Source organism: Tenacibaculum skagerrakense (assembly GCF_004345825.1).
In the GTDB taxonomy this organism is placed as follows: domain Bacteria; phylum Bacteroidota; class Bacteroidia; order Flavobacteriales; family Flavobacteriaceae; genus Polaribacter; species Polaribacter skagerrakensis.
The window spans coordinates 580,235-595,881 of sequence record NZ_SLXM01000001.1 but is presented as its reverse complement, the minus strand read 5'-3'; the positions used below and the strand labels follow the sequence as shown (position 1 = coordinate 595,881).

The 15,647-nt window shown below is 30.5% G+C and carries 14 protein-coding genes; 8 read left to right on the top strand and 6 right to left on the bottom strand.

From position 1 onward, the window contains the following. The first annotated feature begins 1 nt into the window (after position 1). Both dtd and EV195_RS02725 read left to right on the top strand, forming a co-directional pair. A complete protein-coding gene (gene dtd, locus EV195_RS02730; protein ID WP_132792558.1) occupies positions 2 to 454 on the top strand; it encodes a D-aminoacyl-tRNA deacylase in 453 nt (150 codons plus the stop codon). Between the two features lie 68 nt (positions 455 to 522). Next, positions 523 to 1,167, top strand: coding sequence for a YceI family protein (locus EV195_RS02725; RefSeq protein ID WP_132792555.1), 645 nt, complete (start codon positions 523 to 525; stop codon positions 1,165 to 1,167). Between the two features lie 31 nt (positions 1,168 to 1,198). On the opposite strand, the gene lipB is transcribed toward EV195_RS02725, so the two are convergent. Continuing rightward, positions 1,199 to 1,912, bottom strand: coding sequence for a lipoyl(octanoyl) transferase LipB (gene lipB / locus EV195_RS02720; protein WP_132792551.1), 714 nt, complete (start codon positions 1,910 to 1,912; stop codon positions 1,199 to 1,201). Between the two features lie 325 nt (positions 1,913 to 2,237). Between lipB and EV195_RS02715 the strand changes: the two genes are divergently transcribed. Continuing rightward, positions 2,238 to 4,457 carry a zinc-dependent metalloprotease gene (locus tag EV195_RS02715; RefSeq protein WP_132792548.1) on the top strand — a complete coding sequence of 740 codons (2,220 nt, stop codon included), beginning with the start codon at positions 2,238 to 2,240 and terminating at the stop codon, positions 4,455 to 4,457. Positions 4,458 to 4,538: 81 nt separating this feature from the next. On the opposite strand, the gene EV195_RS02710 is transcribed toward EV195_RS02715, so the two are convergent. The 4 genes from EV195_RS02710 to EV195_RS02695 form a co-directional block, all read right to left on the bottom strand. Further along, entirely contained in the window at positions 4,539 to 7,265 is a 2,727-nt protein-coding gene (locus EV195_RS02710) for a TonB-dependent receptor (protein WP_132792545.1), read from the bottom strand. 18 nt (positions 7,266 to 7,283) lie between these two features. Further along, entirely contained in the window at positions 7,284 to 8,138 is an 855-nt protein-coding gene (locus tag EV195_RS02705; RefSeq protein ID WP_132792542.1) for a GLPGLI family protein, read from the bottom strand. Between the two features lie 80 nt (positions 8,139 to 8,218). Further along, on the bottom strand, positions 8,219 to 9,055 hold the full coding sequence (locus EV195_RS02700) for a GLPGLI family protein (RefSeq protein ID WP_132792539.1): 837 nt from the start codon (positions 9,053 to 9,055) through the stop codon (positions 8,219 to 8,221). Positions 9,056 to 9,084: 29 nt separating this feature from the next. After that, the gene (locus tag EV195_RS02695) at positions 9,085 to 9,660 is read right to left on the bottom strand and encodes a hypothetical protein (RefSeq protein WP_132792536.1); all 576 of its coding nucleotides are present in this window, start codon (positions 9,658 to 9,660) and stop codon (positions 9,085 to 9,087) included. 124 nt (positions 9,661 to 9,784) lie between these two features. On the opposite strand from EV195_RS02695, the gene EV195_RS02690 reads away from it, so the two are divergent. The 5 genes from EV195_RS02690 to EV195_RS02670 all read left to right on the top strand — a co-directional run bounded on the left by EV195_RS02690 (position 9,785) and on the right by EV195_RS02670 (position 14,794). Continuing rightward, complete coding sequence (locus EV195_RS02690; RefSeq protein ID WP_132792533.1) at positions 9,785 to 11,401, top strand: sensor histidine kinase; 1,617 nt, start codon at positions 9,785 to 9,787, stop codon at positions 11,399 to 11,401. Next, on the top strand, positions 11,394 to 12,074 hold the full coding sequence (locus EV195_RS02685) for a response regulator transcription factor (RefSeq protein ID WP_132792530.1): 681 nt from the start codon (positions 11,394 to 11,396) through the stop codon (positions 12,072 to 12,074). The genes EV195_RS02690 and EV195_RS02685 overlap by 8 nt, the downstream gene beginning before the upstream one ends. Before the next feature lie 55 nt (positions 12,075 to 12,129). Then, on the top strand, positions 12,130 to 12,744 hold the full coding sequence (locus EV195_RS02680) for a deoxynucleoside kinase (protein WP_132792527.1): 615 nt from the start codon (positions 12,130 to 12,132) through the stop codon (positions 12,742 to 12,744). Positions 12,745 to 13,255: 511 nt separating this feature from the next. After that, complete coding sequence (locus EV195_RS02675) at positions 13,256 to 13,480, top strand: hypothetical protein (protein ID WP_132792524.1); 225 nt, start codon at positions 13,256 to 13,258, stop codon at positions 13,478 to 13,480. A 78-nt stretch (positions 13,481 to 13,558) separates the two neighbouring features. Next, complete coding sequence (locus EV195_RS02670; RefSeq protein ID WP_132792521.1) at positions 13,559 to 14,794, top strand: radical SAM protein; 1,236 nt, start codon at positions 13,559 to 13,561, stop codon at positions 14,792 to 14,794. Here the strand turns inward: EV195_RS02670 and EV195_RS02665 are convergent. Further along, positions 14,791 to 15,525: a TrmH family RNA methyltransferase gene (locus EV195_RS02665; protein WP_132792518.1), complete on the bottom strand. Its 735-nt coding sequence runs from the start codon at positions 15,523 to 15,525 to the stop codon at positions 14,791 to 14,793. The two genes, EV195_RS02670 and EV195_RS02665, sit on opposite strands and share 4 nt — an antisense overlap. Positions 15,526 to 15,647: the final 122 nt, after the last annotated feature.

Here is a 15,647-nt window from a genome sequence, read left to right as displayed (position 1 = left end):
TATGAAAGCAGTTATTCAAAGGGTTAGTAAAGCAAGCGTTACTATTGAAGGTAAAAAAGTTGCTTCTATACATTCGGGTTTATTGATTTTATTGGGAATTGTGAACGATGATACTCAAGAAGACATAGAATGGTTGTCTAAAAAAATTGCAAACCTTAGAATTTTTAACGATGAGAATAATGTGATGAATAAATCACTAATTGATATTAATGGTGATGCAATTATTGTAAGTCAGTTTACTTTACATGCATCCACTAAAAAAGGAAACAGACCAAGTTATATTCTTGCTGCAAAGCCTGATGTCGCTATTCCTTTATATGAAAAATTTATTGCTGATTTTGAGAATATTACTCAAAGAAAAGTGCTAACTGGTCAATTTGGAGCGGATATGAAAGTAGAATTATTAAACGACGGGCCAGTTACTATAATAATTGATACAAAAGACAAAAAATAGTTTTCATAAGTGACAGATATTAAATATATTTGCCATGGAAAATAAATTAAAATTAATCCATAAAAAAAATGAAAAAACTAATTTTATCATTAGCAGTTGTTGCTATAGCATTAACTTCTTGTAAAGGCGAGAAAAAAGTAGAAACTAAAGAAGAGGTAAAAGTTGAGGAAAAAGTAACTGACCCAGTTAACTCATACAACGTAAATGTAGCAGAATCTACTGTTACATGGAAAGGAGATAAAGCAATTGGTGGTGGACACAATGGAACAATCGGTTTAGAAAAAGGATTGTTTGATATTGAGAATGGACTTGTAAAAGCTGGAGAATTTACTTTTGACATGAATTCAATTTCTTGTACAGACTTAGAAGCTGGTAAAGGAAAAGAGAAATTAGAGGGTCACTTAAAGGCTGCTGACTTTTTTGATGTTGAAAAATTCCCTACAGCTAAATTTGAAGTAGCTAGTTCTGAAGTTAAAGAAGGAAAATTACACATTACAGGTAATTTAACTATTAAGGATGTAACTAAGAGCATTACAATTCCTGCTACTTTAACTGAAAACGGAAATGATATTACATTAAAAAGTGATACGTTTATGGTTGACAGAACTGACTTTGGAGTTCAATATAATTCTGGGAAATTTTTCGAAGATTTAAAAGATAAAGCTATTAACGACTTAGTAGAGTTTTCTTTCGAGTTAAAAGCTAGAAAATAATTACCATAATTATTAAGAATATAAAAGCGAGCTATAGGCTCGCTTTTTTTATGAATTCATTTACTTCAAATATTTCTTTAAAATGATTTAAGATTTTTTCTTTAACCTCTTCAATATGCAACTTACTCCCAAGTTCTGCTTCTAATGATGTAACAGCTTTACCTTTAATTCCACATGGAATAATATGATCGAAATATCCTAAATCGGCATTTACATTTAACGCAAAACCATGCATGGTAACCCAACGACTAGTCCGAATTCCCATAGCACAAATTTTTCTAGCAAACGGAGTTCCAACATCTAACCATACGCCTGTTTCACCATCACTTCTTTCTCCTTTTAAACCATATTCAGCAATTACTTTTATAATTACTTCTTCTAAAAATCGAAGATATTTATGAATATCCGTAAAGAAATTTTCTAGATCTAAAATTGGATACCCTACTATTTGTCCTGGACCGTGATACGTAATATCTCCACCTCTGTTGATTTTATAAAAAGAAATCCCTTTACTTTCAAGCTGCTTTTCATTGAGTAAAAGATTACTCATATCACCACTTTTTCCCAGTGTATAAACATGTGGGTGTTCTACAAACAGAAAATAATTATTAGTTTCAATATTTAGTTCCTCTCTTCTGTTCTTTACCTTAATATCTATGATTCCTTGTAATAAATCAGTTTGATAATCCCAGGTTTCTTTATAATCTTTTTGTAATAACTCTATTAAATGGATATTTTTATTCATGCTTTTGCTATTCAGCTCGTTTTTAATAGTAAACCAATATTAAATAAGCTTATAATTGTTTGAATACTTTTTTAAACAGATTTAACTTCTTACAAAGTTCGTGGAAAAAAATGGATTCGAAAAACTTTGTGTTTTAAGAATAAATTATATAGTTAGAGAAAAAGTCAGACAAGACTTCACATATTCATTAATTTTAAAAGATAAAACACATTTTTTTACGAATAAATCTGTAAATCAACTATTTTATTAATATTTTTGACATCCCTTACAAGTTTCATTGTTCATTAACAATGCATTAAAAACATGTTTATTAAAATTAATCCTAATGAGAAAAATCACACTTGTATTAACGCTTTTTTGCATAACCTTAACTAATGCACAAAGTTCTTGGAAAAAAATGGATACCGGAGACTTTGCCTTTAAAGGAGAGAAAGCTTTTATAAAAAATCAACCTGAAAAATTCTCTATATATAATTTAGATATAGAGAGTTTCAAAAATGAACTCACTTCTCAAGCTAAAGGAGTTAACAAAATCATTTCTTTACCTGGTTACAACGATAAATTAAATAACTACATTGTAATTGAGCATTCTAACTTTACAGAACCTATTCATCCAAAATATGGATTCATCAAATCATATTCTATTCAAGGGATTTCTGATAGGACTGAAAATGGTAAAATTACTGTTGGAACTGACGGCGTTCATATCACTATTTTCTCAGGAAATCATCCTACATTTTATGTAGATCCTTACTCTAAGGATAAAACTTTGTATATGAGTTACAACAGAGCTAATATTGAAAAAGCTGATGATGATTTTACGTGTCACGTAAAAGAAACTGTAGAAGCTAAAAAAACTGAAATAAACACTGCTGCTCAAAGAACTGCAGATGATGGTTTTTTAAGAACATATCGACTAGCTTTAAGTTGTACAGGTGAATACGCACAATTTCACATCAATCAACAAGGAGTTAGTGGTGGTACAGAAACAGTACAAAGAGCAGCCGTATTATCTGCAATGAACACAACCATGGCACGTGTAAATGGTTTGTTTGAAAGAGATTTAGCCGTTAGAATGAATATTATTTTACAAGATGGTGATAATCCTTTAATTTTTTTGGATGCTGATACTGATGGCTTTACTGATGACTCACCTGGGTCTTTGATTTCAGAAAATCAATCTAAATGTGACAATATAATAGGAAACACAAATTATGATATTGGCCATGTATTTAGTACTGGTGGAGGTGGCGTAGCGGGATTAGGTGTTGTTTGTTTCGGAGGAAAAGGGCGTGGAGTTACAGGTACCTCTAATCCTATTGGAGACCCTTACGATGTAGATTATGTAGCCCATGAAATGGGGCATCAATTTGGAGCTCCACATACTTTTAACAATTCATGCGATAATAATCGATCAAACTCAAGTGCTGTTGAACCAGGTAGTGGATCAACAATTATGGCGTATGCTGGAATTTGTCCCCCAGATGTTCAGAGTAATAGTGATGATCATTTTCATTCTTTTAGTATCACTAGCATGTGGACTCATATTCAAGGAACATTCTGTGGAACAATTACTGCAACGGGAAATAACGCACCTGTTGCTAATGCTGGTTCTGACTTCAGTGTTCCTAGAGGAACCCCGTTAAAATTAAAAGGAAATGCTACTGATGCAGACGGTACAAATAGTCTAACTTACAACTGGGAACAAATTGACAATGAACTAACTACAGCTCCCCCATTATCTGGGAGCACTGCTGGTGCTTTGTTTAGATCTTTCGCTCCGAGTTCGTCTTCAGATAGGTATTTACCTAAAATAGAAACTGTCGCTGGAGGATCAACCTTTTCAACATGGGAGGTTATTCCTCAAGTTGCTAGAGAAATGAACTTTTCTTTAGTAGTTCGTGATAATAATGCTGGTGGTGGTGCAGCTGATAGAGATGACATGAAAGTTACTGTTACTAGTGCTAGCCCTTTTACAGTTTCTAATCCAAGTAACACAAATTTGACTGGTGAAACTTCTCAAATTATTACTTGGAATAGATCTACTACGCATCAATCTCCTATCAATTGTCAAAATGTTCGTATTAAATTATCAACTGACGGAGGATTAACATTTCCTACAACTTTAATAGAAAGTACGCCTAATGATGGTTCTCAATCGGTAACAATCCCTAATCATCCTACAACAACGGCAAGAATTATGGTAGAGGCTGTAGATAATATTTTTTATAATATGAATTCAATTAATTTCAATATTATTGATAATCCTACCGCATCTGTTGATGATTTTGACTTTAACAACTTTAGTGTGTATCCAAACCCATCTAATGGAAACTTTAATATTACTTTTGAGGTAATTGATACTCAAGAAGTAAAAATTAAATTATTTGATATTAGAGGAAGAATGATTGAGCAAAAAGAGTTTACAAACACTCCAAATACATTCTCTGAAGAATTAAGCTTTAACGGAATTAACACTGGATTGTATATATTACAAGTTCAGAATGGAGATAAGCGAACTACGAGAAAACTAATTATAAAATAATCTTGAAATAATAAGATTTTATATAAAATAAAAACGGTGGGCTTACTAATAAAGCCCACCGTTTTTGATTAATCCCGAAAACTATAAATTATACGTAATATTAAATGTTACAAATCGCGGCTGTACAATATATACAGATGAACTGTTAAATATTGCATTTGAATCGTCTTGGTTCAGTGATTTTGTGTTTAACAGGTTCGTTGCTTTAATTTTATACTCCCATTTACTATCTCCTTTTTGATAGGTTAAATCTGCATCCCAGAAACTATAATCATTTAATGTTCTAGATTGATTTCTAAAGTTATTATACGTGTAACTTGTATTGAAAACTAGTTCATCTGTGATAAAAGCATCAAAATTAATAAATGGACTATGTGTTGTGAAAGTGTTTATAACTCCTCCTTGATCGTACTTATTAATACTAACGTTGTAACCAACATCAAAATTTGGAAACTCTCTAAAATTAGTACTAAATCTAGTTCTGTATGCTTGTGTAAAAGAATTCGATTCTCTGTTTTCATTTTGCCCAGTTAACCCAGAAAAGAAAAGGTTATTCGATACTGAATAAGCTAAATTTCCTCCTAAAGTCAGTTTAAACTTTCTATAGCTTTTTTGGAAATTTGCATTTGCTGAAATCGTTTCGTCTGGAAAAGCTGAATTGATTGAACTCGATACCTGATCTACTCCATTAAAAACTGTAGCTCCTTTTACTGCTTCAATTAATTTACTATAATTAATACTAGCAAATACATTAGTATAATTAAACATATTAAAGCTAAAATAACTCAAATTTACATTATGAGACAATGAACTCTCTAACTCTCTATTTCCACTATATAAACGGTTGTAGTTATTGAATACATAACCTTCAGCAACGCGGTTGATGTCCGTAAAACTGACTTGCTGACTATAATTTAATCGTAAACTTTCTGATTTTTTTAATGCTATTTTTATTGATGCATCTGGAAGTAACTTTGTAAAACTATTATCGAAAACACTACCTAACTGTGTATTTACAGCCGCGTATTTATGAGCTGTGAATCCTTGATTAAAAGTAAAAATCCCAGTGATAAACTTATAATGTAATCCCGCATAATAATCGTCAAAAGTATAAGCTACATCATTAATAGCATCTGGATTATTAATATTTGTTTGATCTCCATTGTCTAAAACCTGAAAAACATCTGAATTAAACTGCTGATTACTTAAGGTAGTTCCTAACGTTAGGTTTAAATTACTCTTAGAGTTAATCACATAGAAGTAATCTAACTTTGCATCTAACTTATTTGTTTTAACTCTTTTGTTCTGAGAAACATCAAATAACGACTGATTTGTTAATCCTAATTGATTAAAAAATGATAATTGGGCTAACTGTGCATTGTAAAACGGATCTTCATTTTGCCATAAATGTTGTCCTTCAAAGGCAAAAATATTTCTATCATTTAATGTGTAATAATAGTTTAAATTCTGATTAATGGAATATGGATTCTGTGTTGTTAATTGATTAATTGGCACTAATGTAAAAGTACCATCAATAGCAGTTCTATTTGAAGTTAACAACTGTGTTTCTTTTTGATCAGAAACTTTAGCAAAAAGATCATAATCAAATTGGTTATCTGGGTTTGCTTTGTAACTTGAACTCAACTTAATTAATCCTAAATCACTTTGTTGATTGGTAATACTTTGTGTTGTTTCTGTTTCAATAGCTTGAGGATCATTTCTGTTTGGAGTTAAGTAATTTCTTACTGTATTCTCTTCTAAATCAGTATCTGAACCAGAATAAATTGCAAAACCACTTAGATCCCAATTTTCTTTTGGTGAGTAACTAAAATTTAATGCACCAAAACGAGACACAATTTCTTTTGCTCTATTATTTCTCAACGTTAAAAAACCTATATCAGAAGAAGAAACATTAAACCCTGTACCTTGTCCTCCTCCTCCACGGAAACCTCCTGTGAACTTAAAATAATCGCGACGTGTAAATGGTACTTCACCAATGTTATTGAAATCTGTTATTAAATTCAAACTATATTTTGGACTATAATAAAACAGCTTTGGATGTACAACATAACGTGTATCTTCCGTTGCCATTCCTATTCCAGCAGAAACTTCTCCGAACCAAAAGTTTTTCTTCCCTTCTTTTAATTTTAAATTGATAACAATATTATCTTCATTATCGGTTACGCTGCTCATTTGACGAACCTCGCTATGATTCTTCAACACTTCAACCTTATCAATGGCATTTGCAGGAATGTTTTTTGTAGCCAATTTAGAATCTCCGTCAAAGAAATCTTTTCCTTCTACCATAACTTTACTAACCGTTTTCCCTTCCACCTGAATCTCTCCATCATCATTTACTTCTACTCCTGGTAATTTCTTTAAAACGTCTCCTAATTTTTTCTCCGTTCCACTTTTAAAAGAATCAGCATTGTATACAATAGTATCCCCTTTAACGGTTACTGGCATTTTAGAAACAATTTCAACTTCATCTAAAGTTTCATCAATAGTTAAGGTTATATCTTTTATCATATCTGACTCTTTTGTAGACACTAATACGTCGCCAGATTTCATTCCTACATAACTCGCTTTAATTATATAGCTTGTATTTTTTTGTAAATTCAGTTTATAGTTACCAAACGCATCTGTAAAACCATACGAATCTATCTTTTTAGTTTGTTGATTAATAGCAATCATATTTGCCATTTCCAGCTTATTTCCTCCTTCATCTGAAACTACTCCAGATAGTTTAATTTGGGCACTAGTATGGCTAGCGATTAAAATAATCGCAAAAAATAAAATTTGTTTCATTATTAAAATTTTGGTTATCTAACGTCTAGAATCTCTACCTCTTCTTCCTCTCCACATATCGCGCATCTCTTCCATTTTTTTCTTTACAATTTTATTGTATTCTTCTCTGGAAACTTTATCGCCTTTAGTTGGAGCTTCAATTTCAATTCTCTCTTTTGGGTTCAATACAACTTGTGTACATAAAATAGTGGTTCTTCCTGAATTCACCTCTAGAATCAATCCTGGTAATCCCCAATATTCTCCTGGTCCGTTGCTCACAGGAATTTGAGGTGTATACCATGCTGTTACTAATACTTCTTTTGGCAGTTCAATCTCCTCTGTTACTTTTTTTACATTGGCAGTATCTTTCTTTTTCTCATCATTATCACGATCTCTACCTCTTCTTCTCATATTTTGCCAATCGAACTCATCTGTTTTTTTTAGCATTGTAGCTTTGTAACACAGATAATTACCTATTTGTTTCGTTTCCCCTGTCATTTCCCATTTAGGCATTTCAGCTGAATCTTCGATTAAAAACTTTTTCCCGAAGAATTCACGCTCTTCTAAAAATTGCTTTTCAGTAATACTCTTATATTGTGATTCTGCAGAAAAACCTCCAAATCTAAATCCTCCCCCACTTCCTGGAGCTTCTAACTTCTCCTCTTCTTTATAAATAGAAGCGCTTTTATTAAACTGAAGTACATATGTTTTTTCAAGCATATTCTTCATTCGCTCCATAATTCTTTTTTTCTGTTGTTCCGACATTTCGCGATTATTCCATTGCTCTAAGTCGAACGATGTTTTTGATTGATAAACTGCTTTACCATAAAAGTTTTTTTGAGAAAAACAGGTTATTGTAAAGAAAACAAACAAATAGGTAATAAGTGATTTCATATTGATTAGCTTAATTTTGTTGTTAAAGATACTATTCGTAATCTTGTGTTAGACTTAAAAAAAAGCTAAAGGTTTAATCGCTATCCTTGAATTTCTATACTTATTGATTCTCCTTTGTTTTTAGACTTTCTATTATTCTTAAATCGCTCCATCATTTCTTCTGTTTTCTCTCTCATAATCTTATCAAATTTCTCTTGAGAAACTTTTTTTCCTTTTGTTGGTTTATCAATAGACACTTTGTCTGAAGGATTTAAAACTAACTCTGTACAAACAATAGTTAATTTACCTTCATGAACTTCTAAAATTAACCCTGGCAATCCCCAAAACATTCCCGGGCCGTTGCTTACTGGAATCTCTGGTGTATACCACACTTCTGTTGTTACAGTAACTTTTTCTTTAGTTTCTTCTTTGTCTCCATCTGTCATTGTAAAACTTACACGATCTTCTTCTCTTGATCTAGTGGCTTTATAACAAGTGAATTTACCTATCTTTTTTGTTTCAGCCGTCATTTCCCAGTCAGCAGTTTGCAACTTATCTTCAATTAAAAAATTCTTACCACTTATTTCTGTTTTATTTCTGTAGATTTTTTTGTTTACATCTTTATATAAAACATCATTTCCTCCTCCGTCTCCAATCATAACAATGCTTACACCTCCTGTTTGAGTTTCTGGTTTTAATTCTTTGTTCTGCGTATAGGTAGATTCTGATTTGTTGAAATTAAGCGTAAATGTTTTTTGAGACATTTTTTTTAATTGGTCATGCAATTTCTTTTGCATTGCTGAATTAGGAGCGTTTTGGTCAGTACTTACTTTAATATCCATATTTCTATGAGTTTTATAAGTAGCTTTTCCTTGGAAGTCTTGTGCTCCTACAATTAATGATAACAAGACTAGTGCTAGAAATAATTGAACTCTCATTGTATTTAATTTTAATGTTTATTTTTTGTTTATTGATTTTTAGTATAGTTCGACATCGCTTTAATTAACTTGTCTAAATCTTTTACTTTTCCAGTTACAATAAAGCTTAGCTTGATATCCACTTTAGAATTCTCTTCAGCTGAACTTTTTACTTTACAACCTAAAGTGATTTCTTCGTCTTCATCTTTATCTGCAAATGATTTTTTTACCTCTTTCCAATCAATTTCTTTTAATTCTTTAACAGAATCTACAGTGTAAATCAATGAAGACATTTTTACTTCAGGTTTGGTTTCTACTTCATAATTAGATATAATCTTAATTAGTTGGTCAATGTTTCCTGCTTTACCAGATATTAAAAAATTGTGTTTTGATTCTGACTTAAAAACTTCTCCATTTTTTTTAATCTTTATGCCTAATGTTATCTCTTCATCTTTATCAACATCTTCAAAAAACTCTTTGGTTTCATCCCAATTTATTTTTTTTGCTTCATCTGTAGAATCCACTGTAAATGTTAAAGATGTTGTTTTAAACTTTACATTCTTCTTTTCCTGTGCATAGGCATTTATTGATATTAATACTACTACTAATAGAACTATGTTTTTCATTACTTTTTGATTTATTTAATTTCACACTACAAATATGATTTCAAAAAATAGCTTACTAGGTTAACTAGTGTTAACTAGTGTTAACCGATTGATTTTGTATGCATATAAAATGTACTTTTGAGGTATGAAATCAAAAAAATATAATTGGATTCTTTATTTCATTACTGTAACAATTATTACCACAATTGCAGTTCAGTTTTATTGGAATTACAAAAATTACCAAGAAAACAAGCAGCGTGTAATGAATGAAATTCAGATAAGTTTAGATAATGCTGTAGAGCAGTATTTTGCTGATTTATCTAAACGAAGTTATTTTGCCATTGTTACTGATGAAAAAGACACTAATGGTCAGGGCAGAATGAAAAACGTTTGGAAAAACATTTTTTCTAAAATAGATAGTACACACAATAAGTCAAACAAAAAGAATAGAAAAAAAGATTCAACCTCTAAAGTTGATTTTCAAATTACTTCCATAAAACTTGAGACTGATGATGAAACAGATTTTCATAAAACTACTTCTGCAATTGATAGTATTATGGGGGATACTGTTTTTGGTTTTAATTATAAATTTAAGACCGATAATGCTGTAAAAGGAATTACTCAATTTCATAAAGATGGTAAAACAGGAACTCATATTGAAGGCAATACTATTTCTGACGTAAGAGTTTTTAGAGGTAAAAGAGCTACTGATAGTTTAAAGCTTATTAAAGGTTTACAAACTGTTTTTGTTGCAGTTCAAAACGATACTATTAATCCTGTAAAAATAGATTCTATTCTTAGGAAAGAATTAATCCAAAAAAACATTAATGTTAACTACGGGTTTGAATACTTTAAGGCTGATACTTTACAGGTAGACTTCCATCCTGTTCCTGTAAAACAATTTGAGATTATTGAGTCTAAATCGACTTTTCTTGGGCCTGACAAACAATTTAAAATGAAATATTCCAACCCTTCAGCTGAGGCTTTAAAAAGAAGTTCTACTGGAATATTATTGTCGTTATTATTATCTCTAGCAGTTATATCGAGTTTATTCTATTTATTAAAAATCATTAATGAACAAAAAGAATTAGCTGAAATAAAAAACGATTTAATAAGCAACATAACACACGAATTCAAAACTCCAATCACAACAGTTTCTACAGCATTAGAAGCTATTAATAACTTCAACGCTATTGAAGACACTGAGAAAACTAAAAAATATGTTTCTATTTCAGAAAATCAAATTAAAAAGCTACACCTAATGGTTGAAAAACTATTAGAAACTGCAACTCTCGATAGTGAAAAATTATTACTGAAAAAGGAACAAATTGAAGTAATTAATTTATTAGAAAAACTAGCCAACAAACATCAATTATTAACTACCGAAAAAGATATTCAGTTTTCATCTAATGCGAAATCCTTACTTCTACATGTAGATGAATTTCATTTTGAGAATGCTGTTTCTAATTTAATTGATAATGCTGTAAAATATGGTGGTGATAAAATTGATGTACTTTTAATAGCTGAGAGAGACACTATTACCATATCGGTTTCAGACAATGGAAAAGGAATTGATAAAAGTCAACAAGAAAAGATTTTTGACAAGTTTTATCGTATTCCTAAAGGAAACACGCATGATGTAAAAGGTTTTGGTATAGGTTTATATTATACAAGAAAAATCATCGAAAAGCATGGTGGCGCAATAAGTCTTAATGCAAATCCTAATAAAACTGTATTTAAAATTAAGCTAGCTAATGAGTAGAAAGATAAAATTATTATTGGCTGAAGACGAGCCTAGTTTAGGACAAATAGTAAAAGAGAGTTTAGAAACTCGAAACTTTGAAGTAATTCATGCTTTAAACGGTGAAGAAGCTTATGAATTATTTGAAAAAGAACAGCCTGAAATTTTGGTACTAGATGTAATGATGCCAAAGAAAGATGGGTTTACATTAGCCAAAGAAATACGACAAGAAAATAGTACAATACCTATTATTTTTCTTACAGCTAAATCGCAAACTAAAGATGTAATTGATGGATTTCAACATGGAGGTAACGATTATCTAAAAAAACCATTTTCTATGGAAGAGCTCATTGTAAGAGTTTACAATTTATTAGATCGTGTCAGTTTAAAACGAAATCTAGAGAAAATTCCAATAGGCGAGTTTATCTTGAATTACGAAAAACAAAAACTACATTATAAAAACGACACCGAGCTTTTAACACACAGAGAGTGTGAACTCCTATATTATCTATCAGAAAAAAAGAATGAAGTTTTAGACAGAACATTTATTTTGAACAAACTTTGGGGAAATGATGACTTCTTTAATGCCCGAAGCATGGATGTATTTATTTCTAAATTAAGAAAGAAATTAAAAAAAGATCCTTCAGTTGAAATTATTAACATCAGAGGTTATGGTTACAAATTAACTTGCTAAACTTAAAAATAATTGAAAATTATATGTAATTTTGACTGCCTTAAAACTATGATGTATGCACATAGCAATCGCAGGAAATATTGGAGCTGGTAAAACTACACTAACTAAACTATTAGCAAAACACTATCATTGGGATCCTCATTTTGAGTCGGTAGATGAAAACCCATATTTAGATGATTTCTATAGTGAAATGGAACGATGGTCTTTTAATTTACAAGTCTACTTTTTGAATAGTAGATTTCGTCAAATTTTAGAACTGCGTCAAACTGGTAAAGCTATAATTCAAGATAGAACCATTTACGAAGACGCTCACATATTTGCTCCAAACTTACACGCAATGGGTTTGATGACGAATAGAGATTACAGTAATTACTCTTCGTTATTTGAATTGATGGAAAATCTGGTTACACCTCCTGACTTGTTAATTTATTTACGTGCAGATATCTCGACACTTGTTGGGCAAATTCATAAAAGAGGCCGTGATTACGAAAGCTCTATTAGCATTGATTATTTAAGTCGATTAAATGAGCGTTACGAAGCTTGGATAAGCACTTATAACAAAGGAAAATTATTAATCATAGAAGTAGATAAGCTTGATTTTGTTGATAAACCAGAAGATTTAGGGTATATAATTGACAGAATTGATGCTCAAATAAATGGTTTATTTTAAAAGACTAACCACACTCTAAAAAATATTATTTACAATTTTAAAACTCTCTATTCTCTTTAAAAATAGTGAGTTTTTTTATTTCTTATACTTAAAATAAAGAACTAAACAATAGCTACTTACAACTACTTTTTATAAGTTACTTTTTCCAAAAAATACCCCCATTTTTTATAAATAAGAACACTTACATCTTCTTTCTTTTTACAATTGATTAAATATTTGCAACCATCTAATCAACCTAAAACATAAAGCATAAGGCATAAAAGATTTACAGTAACGTGTTATCAAAAAAATAATACGCTTTTTTCATCCAAATAGGGTAACAAAATTTTACAGTTGTTTATATAGTTATAAATAACCCAATTATAGGTTAAGAAATGCTGGCACATTTCGCAACAACACCAGTTTATTGCCAGATAAACGGTAACCAAAGTTTAAATATCTACAGGAAGCTGAAAATGTAGTATTTAACTAAAATCTAAAAAGAGTAAGCAGAAAACTAAATTTTACTGAAATGAAAAAATCATTTTTTTTACCAAAAGGATTAGAGAAATTTTCAAATAACCAACTTAACGATTTATCTCTTATTAAAGGAGGAGCAATTCCAACTGATGATGATGTAATTTATTACCCAACTAGTGGTGGTGGCGGAAGATGCCCATACGGTCAAGTTTGGAGTGATAAACTACAAAGATGTATTGCTATTGCGGAAAAAGAGGAAGAGAAATTAAGATTCTAATACAAATAAGAATCACAACAAGGGAATTGTAACAATTCCCTTGTTAAAAATCAATCGAATACTAAACACTTTTCAACCATGAACTTTAATTCTTTAGCATTAAAAATAGCCAGTAGATGTAATCTAAATTGTTCTTACTGTTTTATGTACAACTTAGGAGACACTACCTATAAAAAGCAGCCAAAATTCATGGCTAGTGAAACTGTAGATCAAATCATAAACAAAACCAAAAACTACATACAGAAATACAATAAAAAAGAATTCTCTTTTATATTTCATGGTGGTGAACCTCTACTAGCTCCTAAAAGTTTTTATGTTGACTTTATGAATAAAGTTGAGAAAATACAACAAGAATTACCGAATGTATCTTTTTATTTTGACTTACAAACCAATGGCGTTTTATTAGATAAAGAGTGGATTACATTATTTAAAAAATTAAATATTTCTCCTAGTATAAGTGTTGACGGAACAAAAAAAGCACATGATATGTATCGGGTTGATCATAAAGGAAATGGAAGTTATGATGACGTATTTAAAAGTGCTAAATTGTTAAGAAAAGAAATGGATTTTGCTGATATTGCTTGTGTTATCAACATTGAAGAAAGTCCACAAGAAATATACAATAGCTTTAAAAAAATGAATGCAAGCTATGTGAATTTTTTAATCCCAGATTACACACATGATAATTTTCCTTTTGATAAAAATAAAACAGCGATGGCTGATTGGTTAATTGAATTATTTGAAATTTGGATAAAAGACGAAAATCGATTTAAAATTCCCATATTCCTAGGCTTATTAAATTCTTTAATGAGACTTCAAGAAAACACCAAAAATGAATCTACTGTTCTAGTAATTGAAACCAATGGAGAAATTGAAGCTATCGATTCATTAAAAGCTTGTGGACATGGATTTACTAAGACCGGATTGAATATTAAAAATAATGACTTCGATGATATTCAAAACACATCTTTAGGAAACTTATACTTTAATGATTTTACAAAAAAACTTTCTAACCAGTGTATGGAATGTCCATTGAAAGAAGTTTGTAAAGGAGGACGATTAGTGCATCGTTTTAGTAAAGAAAATGGGTTTAACAACTCTTCTGTGTATTGCAACGATTTAATAAAACTAATTGCCCATGTTCAAAAATTCTTTATTTCTTGTTATCCAGAATTACATAAGCAAGAAGAAATAGAGCCAATTAATCCGCAAGAAATTAGAACTTATTTAAACAGTTTATCAACCAGTTCTTCTTTATCAAATGCTGAACTAGAGTTTTTCTCTCAAAAAAATCAAATGGAAGCACATTTTTAAGTTCGTCTTTTAAATTCACTTAGTAGGATTGCTGTAGCGGTTGCAACATTTAAACTTTCCGTTTCTTGAACATCACCAAATCTTGGGATAGTTAGCTTTTGTTGTATTGCACTAGTAACAGCTTCTGAAATTCCGTTAGCTTCATTACCCATAACTAAAATAGCTTCTTTGGGTAAATCAGCATTGTAAACGTTTTGCCCATTCATATCTGCTGTGAAAACTGGAATAGTTGCGTTCTTAAGAAAGTCAACTAAATCTGTATATACAATATGTACCCTTGTAATAGATCCCATAGTAGATTGTATTACTTTTTGATTATAGCAATCAACAGTATCTTTAGAACAGACCAATTCTTGTATACCAAACCAATCACACAAACGAATAATAGTTCCTAAATTACCAGGGTCATTAATAGTATCCAAGGCTAAAATTATTCCTTTCTCTTTTACTTCTTTTTCTTTTGGAATTTTAAAAATCCCTAGAACTTTATTCGGAGATTTAAAGGCACTAACTTTTTTAAGTTCAGATGCCGTAATTAAAACAACCTTGCTACTGTTTTTAATTGAAACAAGATTAGGCTCTGTTACAAATAACTGCTCAATCTCTAAATTAGAATTTAAAAGTTCATTCACTACTTTTATTCCTTCAGCTACAAATAAGCCGTATTCTTGTCGGTATTTTTTTTGTCGTAAACTATTAATTAGTTTGGTTTGATTTTTGGATAAACTCATTGGCAGTTTTTTAACAGCACTTAACCATAAAAATGGTATTTTTGACAAATCAGTTATTTTTGGGTGTGTAATAAAACTCACTTATAACAACGGTAATTTCTAGCTTTTCTAGACTTACTACA

Bases quoted from the DNA above. Each gene is read 5' to 3' on its own strand.
- EV195_RS02725 (WP_132792555.1), top strand. From the start codon at position 523: ATGAAAAAACTAATTTTATCATTAGCAGTTGTTGCTATAGCATTAACT.
- EV195_RS02685 (WP_132792530.1), top strand. From the start codon at position 11,394: ATGAGTAGAAAGATAAAATTATTATTGGCTGAAGACGAGCCTAGTTTA.
- EV195_RS02695 (WP_132792536.1), bottom strand. From the start codon at position 9,660: ATGAAAAACATAGTTCTATTAGTAGTAGTATTAATATCAATAAATGCC.
- EV195_RS02700 (WP_132792539.1), bottom strand. From the start codon at position 9,055: ATGAGAGTTCAATTATTTCTAGCACTAGTCTTGTTATCATTAATTGTA.
- EV195_RS02710 (WP_132792545.1), bottom strand. From the start codon at position 7,265: ATGAAACAAATTTTATTTTTTGCGATTATTTTAATCGCTAGCCATACT.
- EV195_RS02715 (WP_132792548.1), top strand. From the start codon at position 2,238: ATGAGAAAAATCACACTTGTATTAACGCTTTTTTGCATAACCTTAACT.
- EV195_RS02665 (WP_132792518.1), bottom strand. From the start codon at position 15,525: ATGAGTTTATCCAAAAATCAAACCAAACTAATTAATAGTTTACGACAA.
- EV195_RS02705 (WP_132792542.1), bottom strand. From the start codon at position 8,138: ATGAAATCACTTATTACCTATTTGTTTGTTTTCTTTACAATAACCTGT.
- lipB (WP_132792551.1), bottom strand. From the start codon at position 1,912: ATGAATAAAAATATCCATTTAATAGAGTTATTACAAAAAGATTATAAA.
- EV195_RS02670 (WP_132792521.1), top strand. From the start codon at position 13,559: ATGAACTTTAATTCTTTAGCATTAAAAATAGCCAGTAGATGTAATCTA.
- EV195_RS02675 (WP_132792524.1), top strand. From the start codon at position 13,256: ATGAAAAAATCATTTTTTTTACCAAAAGGATTAGAGAAATTTTCAAAT.
- dtd (WP_132792558.1), top strand. From the start codon at position 2: ATGAAAGCAGTTATTCAAAGGGTTAGTAAAGCAAGCGTTACTATTGAA.
- EV195_RS02680 (WP_132792527.1), top strand. From the start codon at position 12,130: ATGCACATAGCAATCGCAGGAAATATTGGAGCTGGTAAAACTACACTA.
- EV195_RS02690 (WP_132792533.1), top strand. From the start codon at position 9,785: ATGAAATCAAAAAAATATAATTGGATTCTTTATTTCATTACTGTAACA.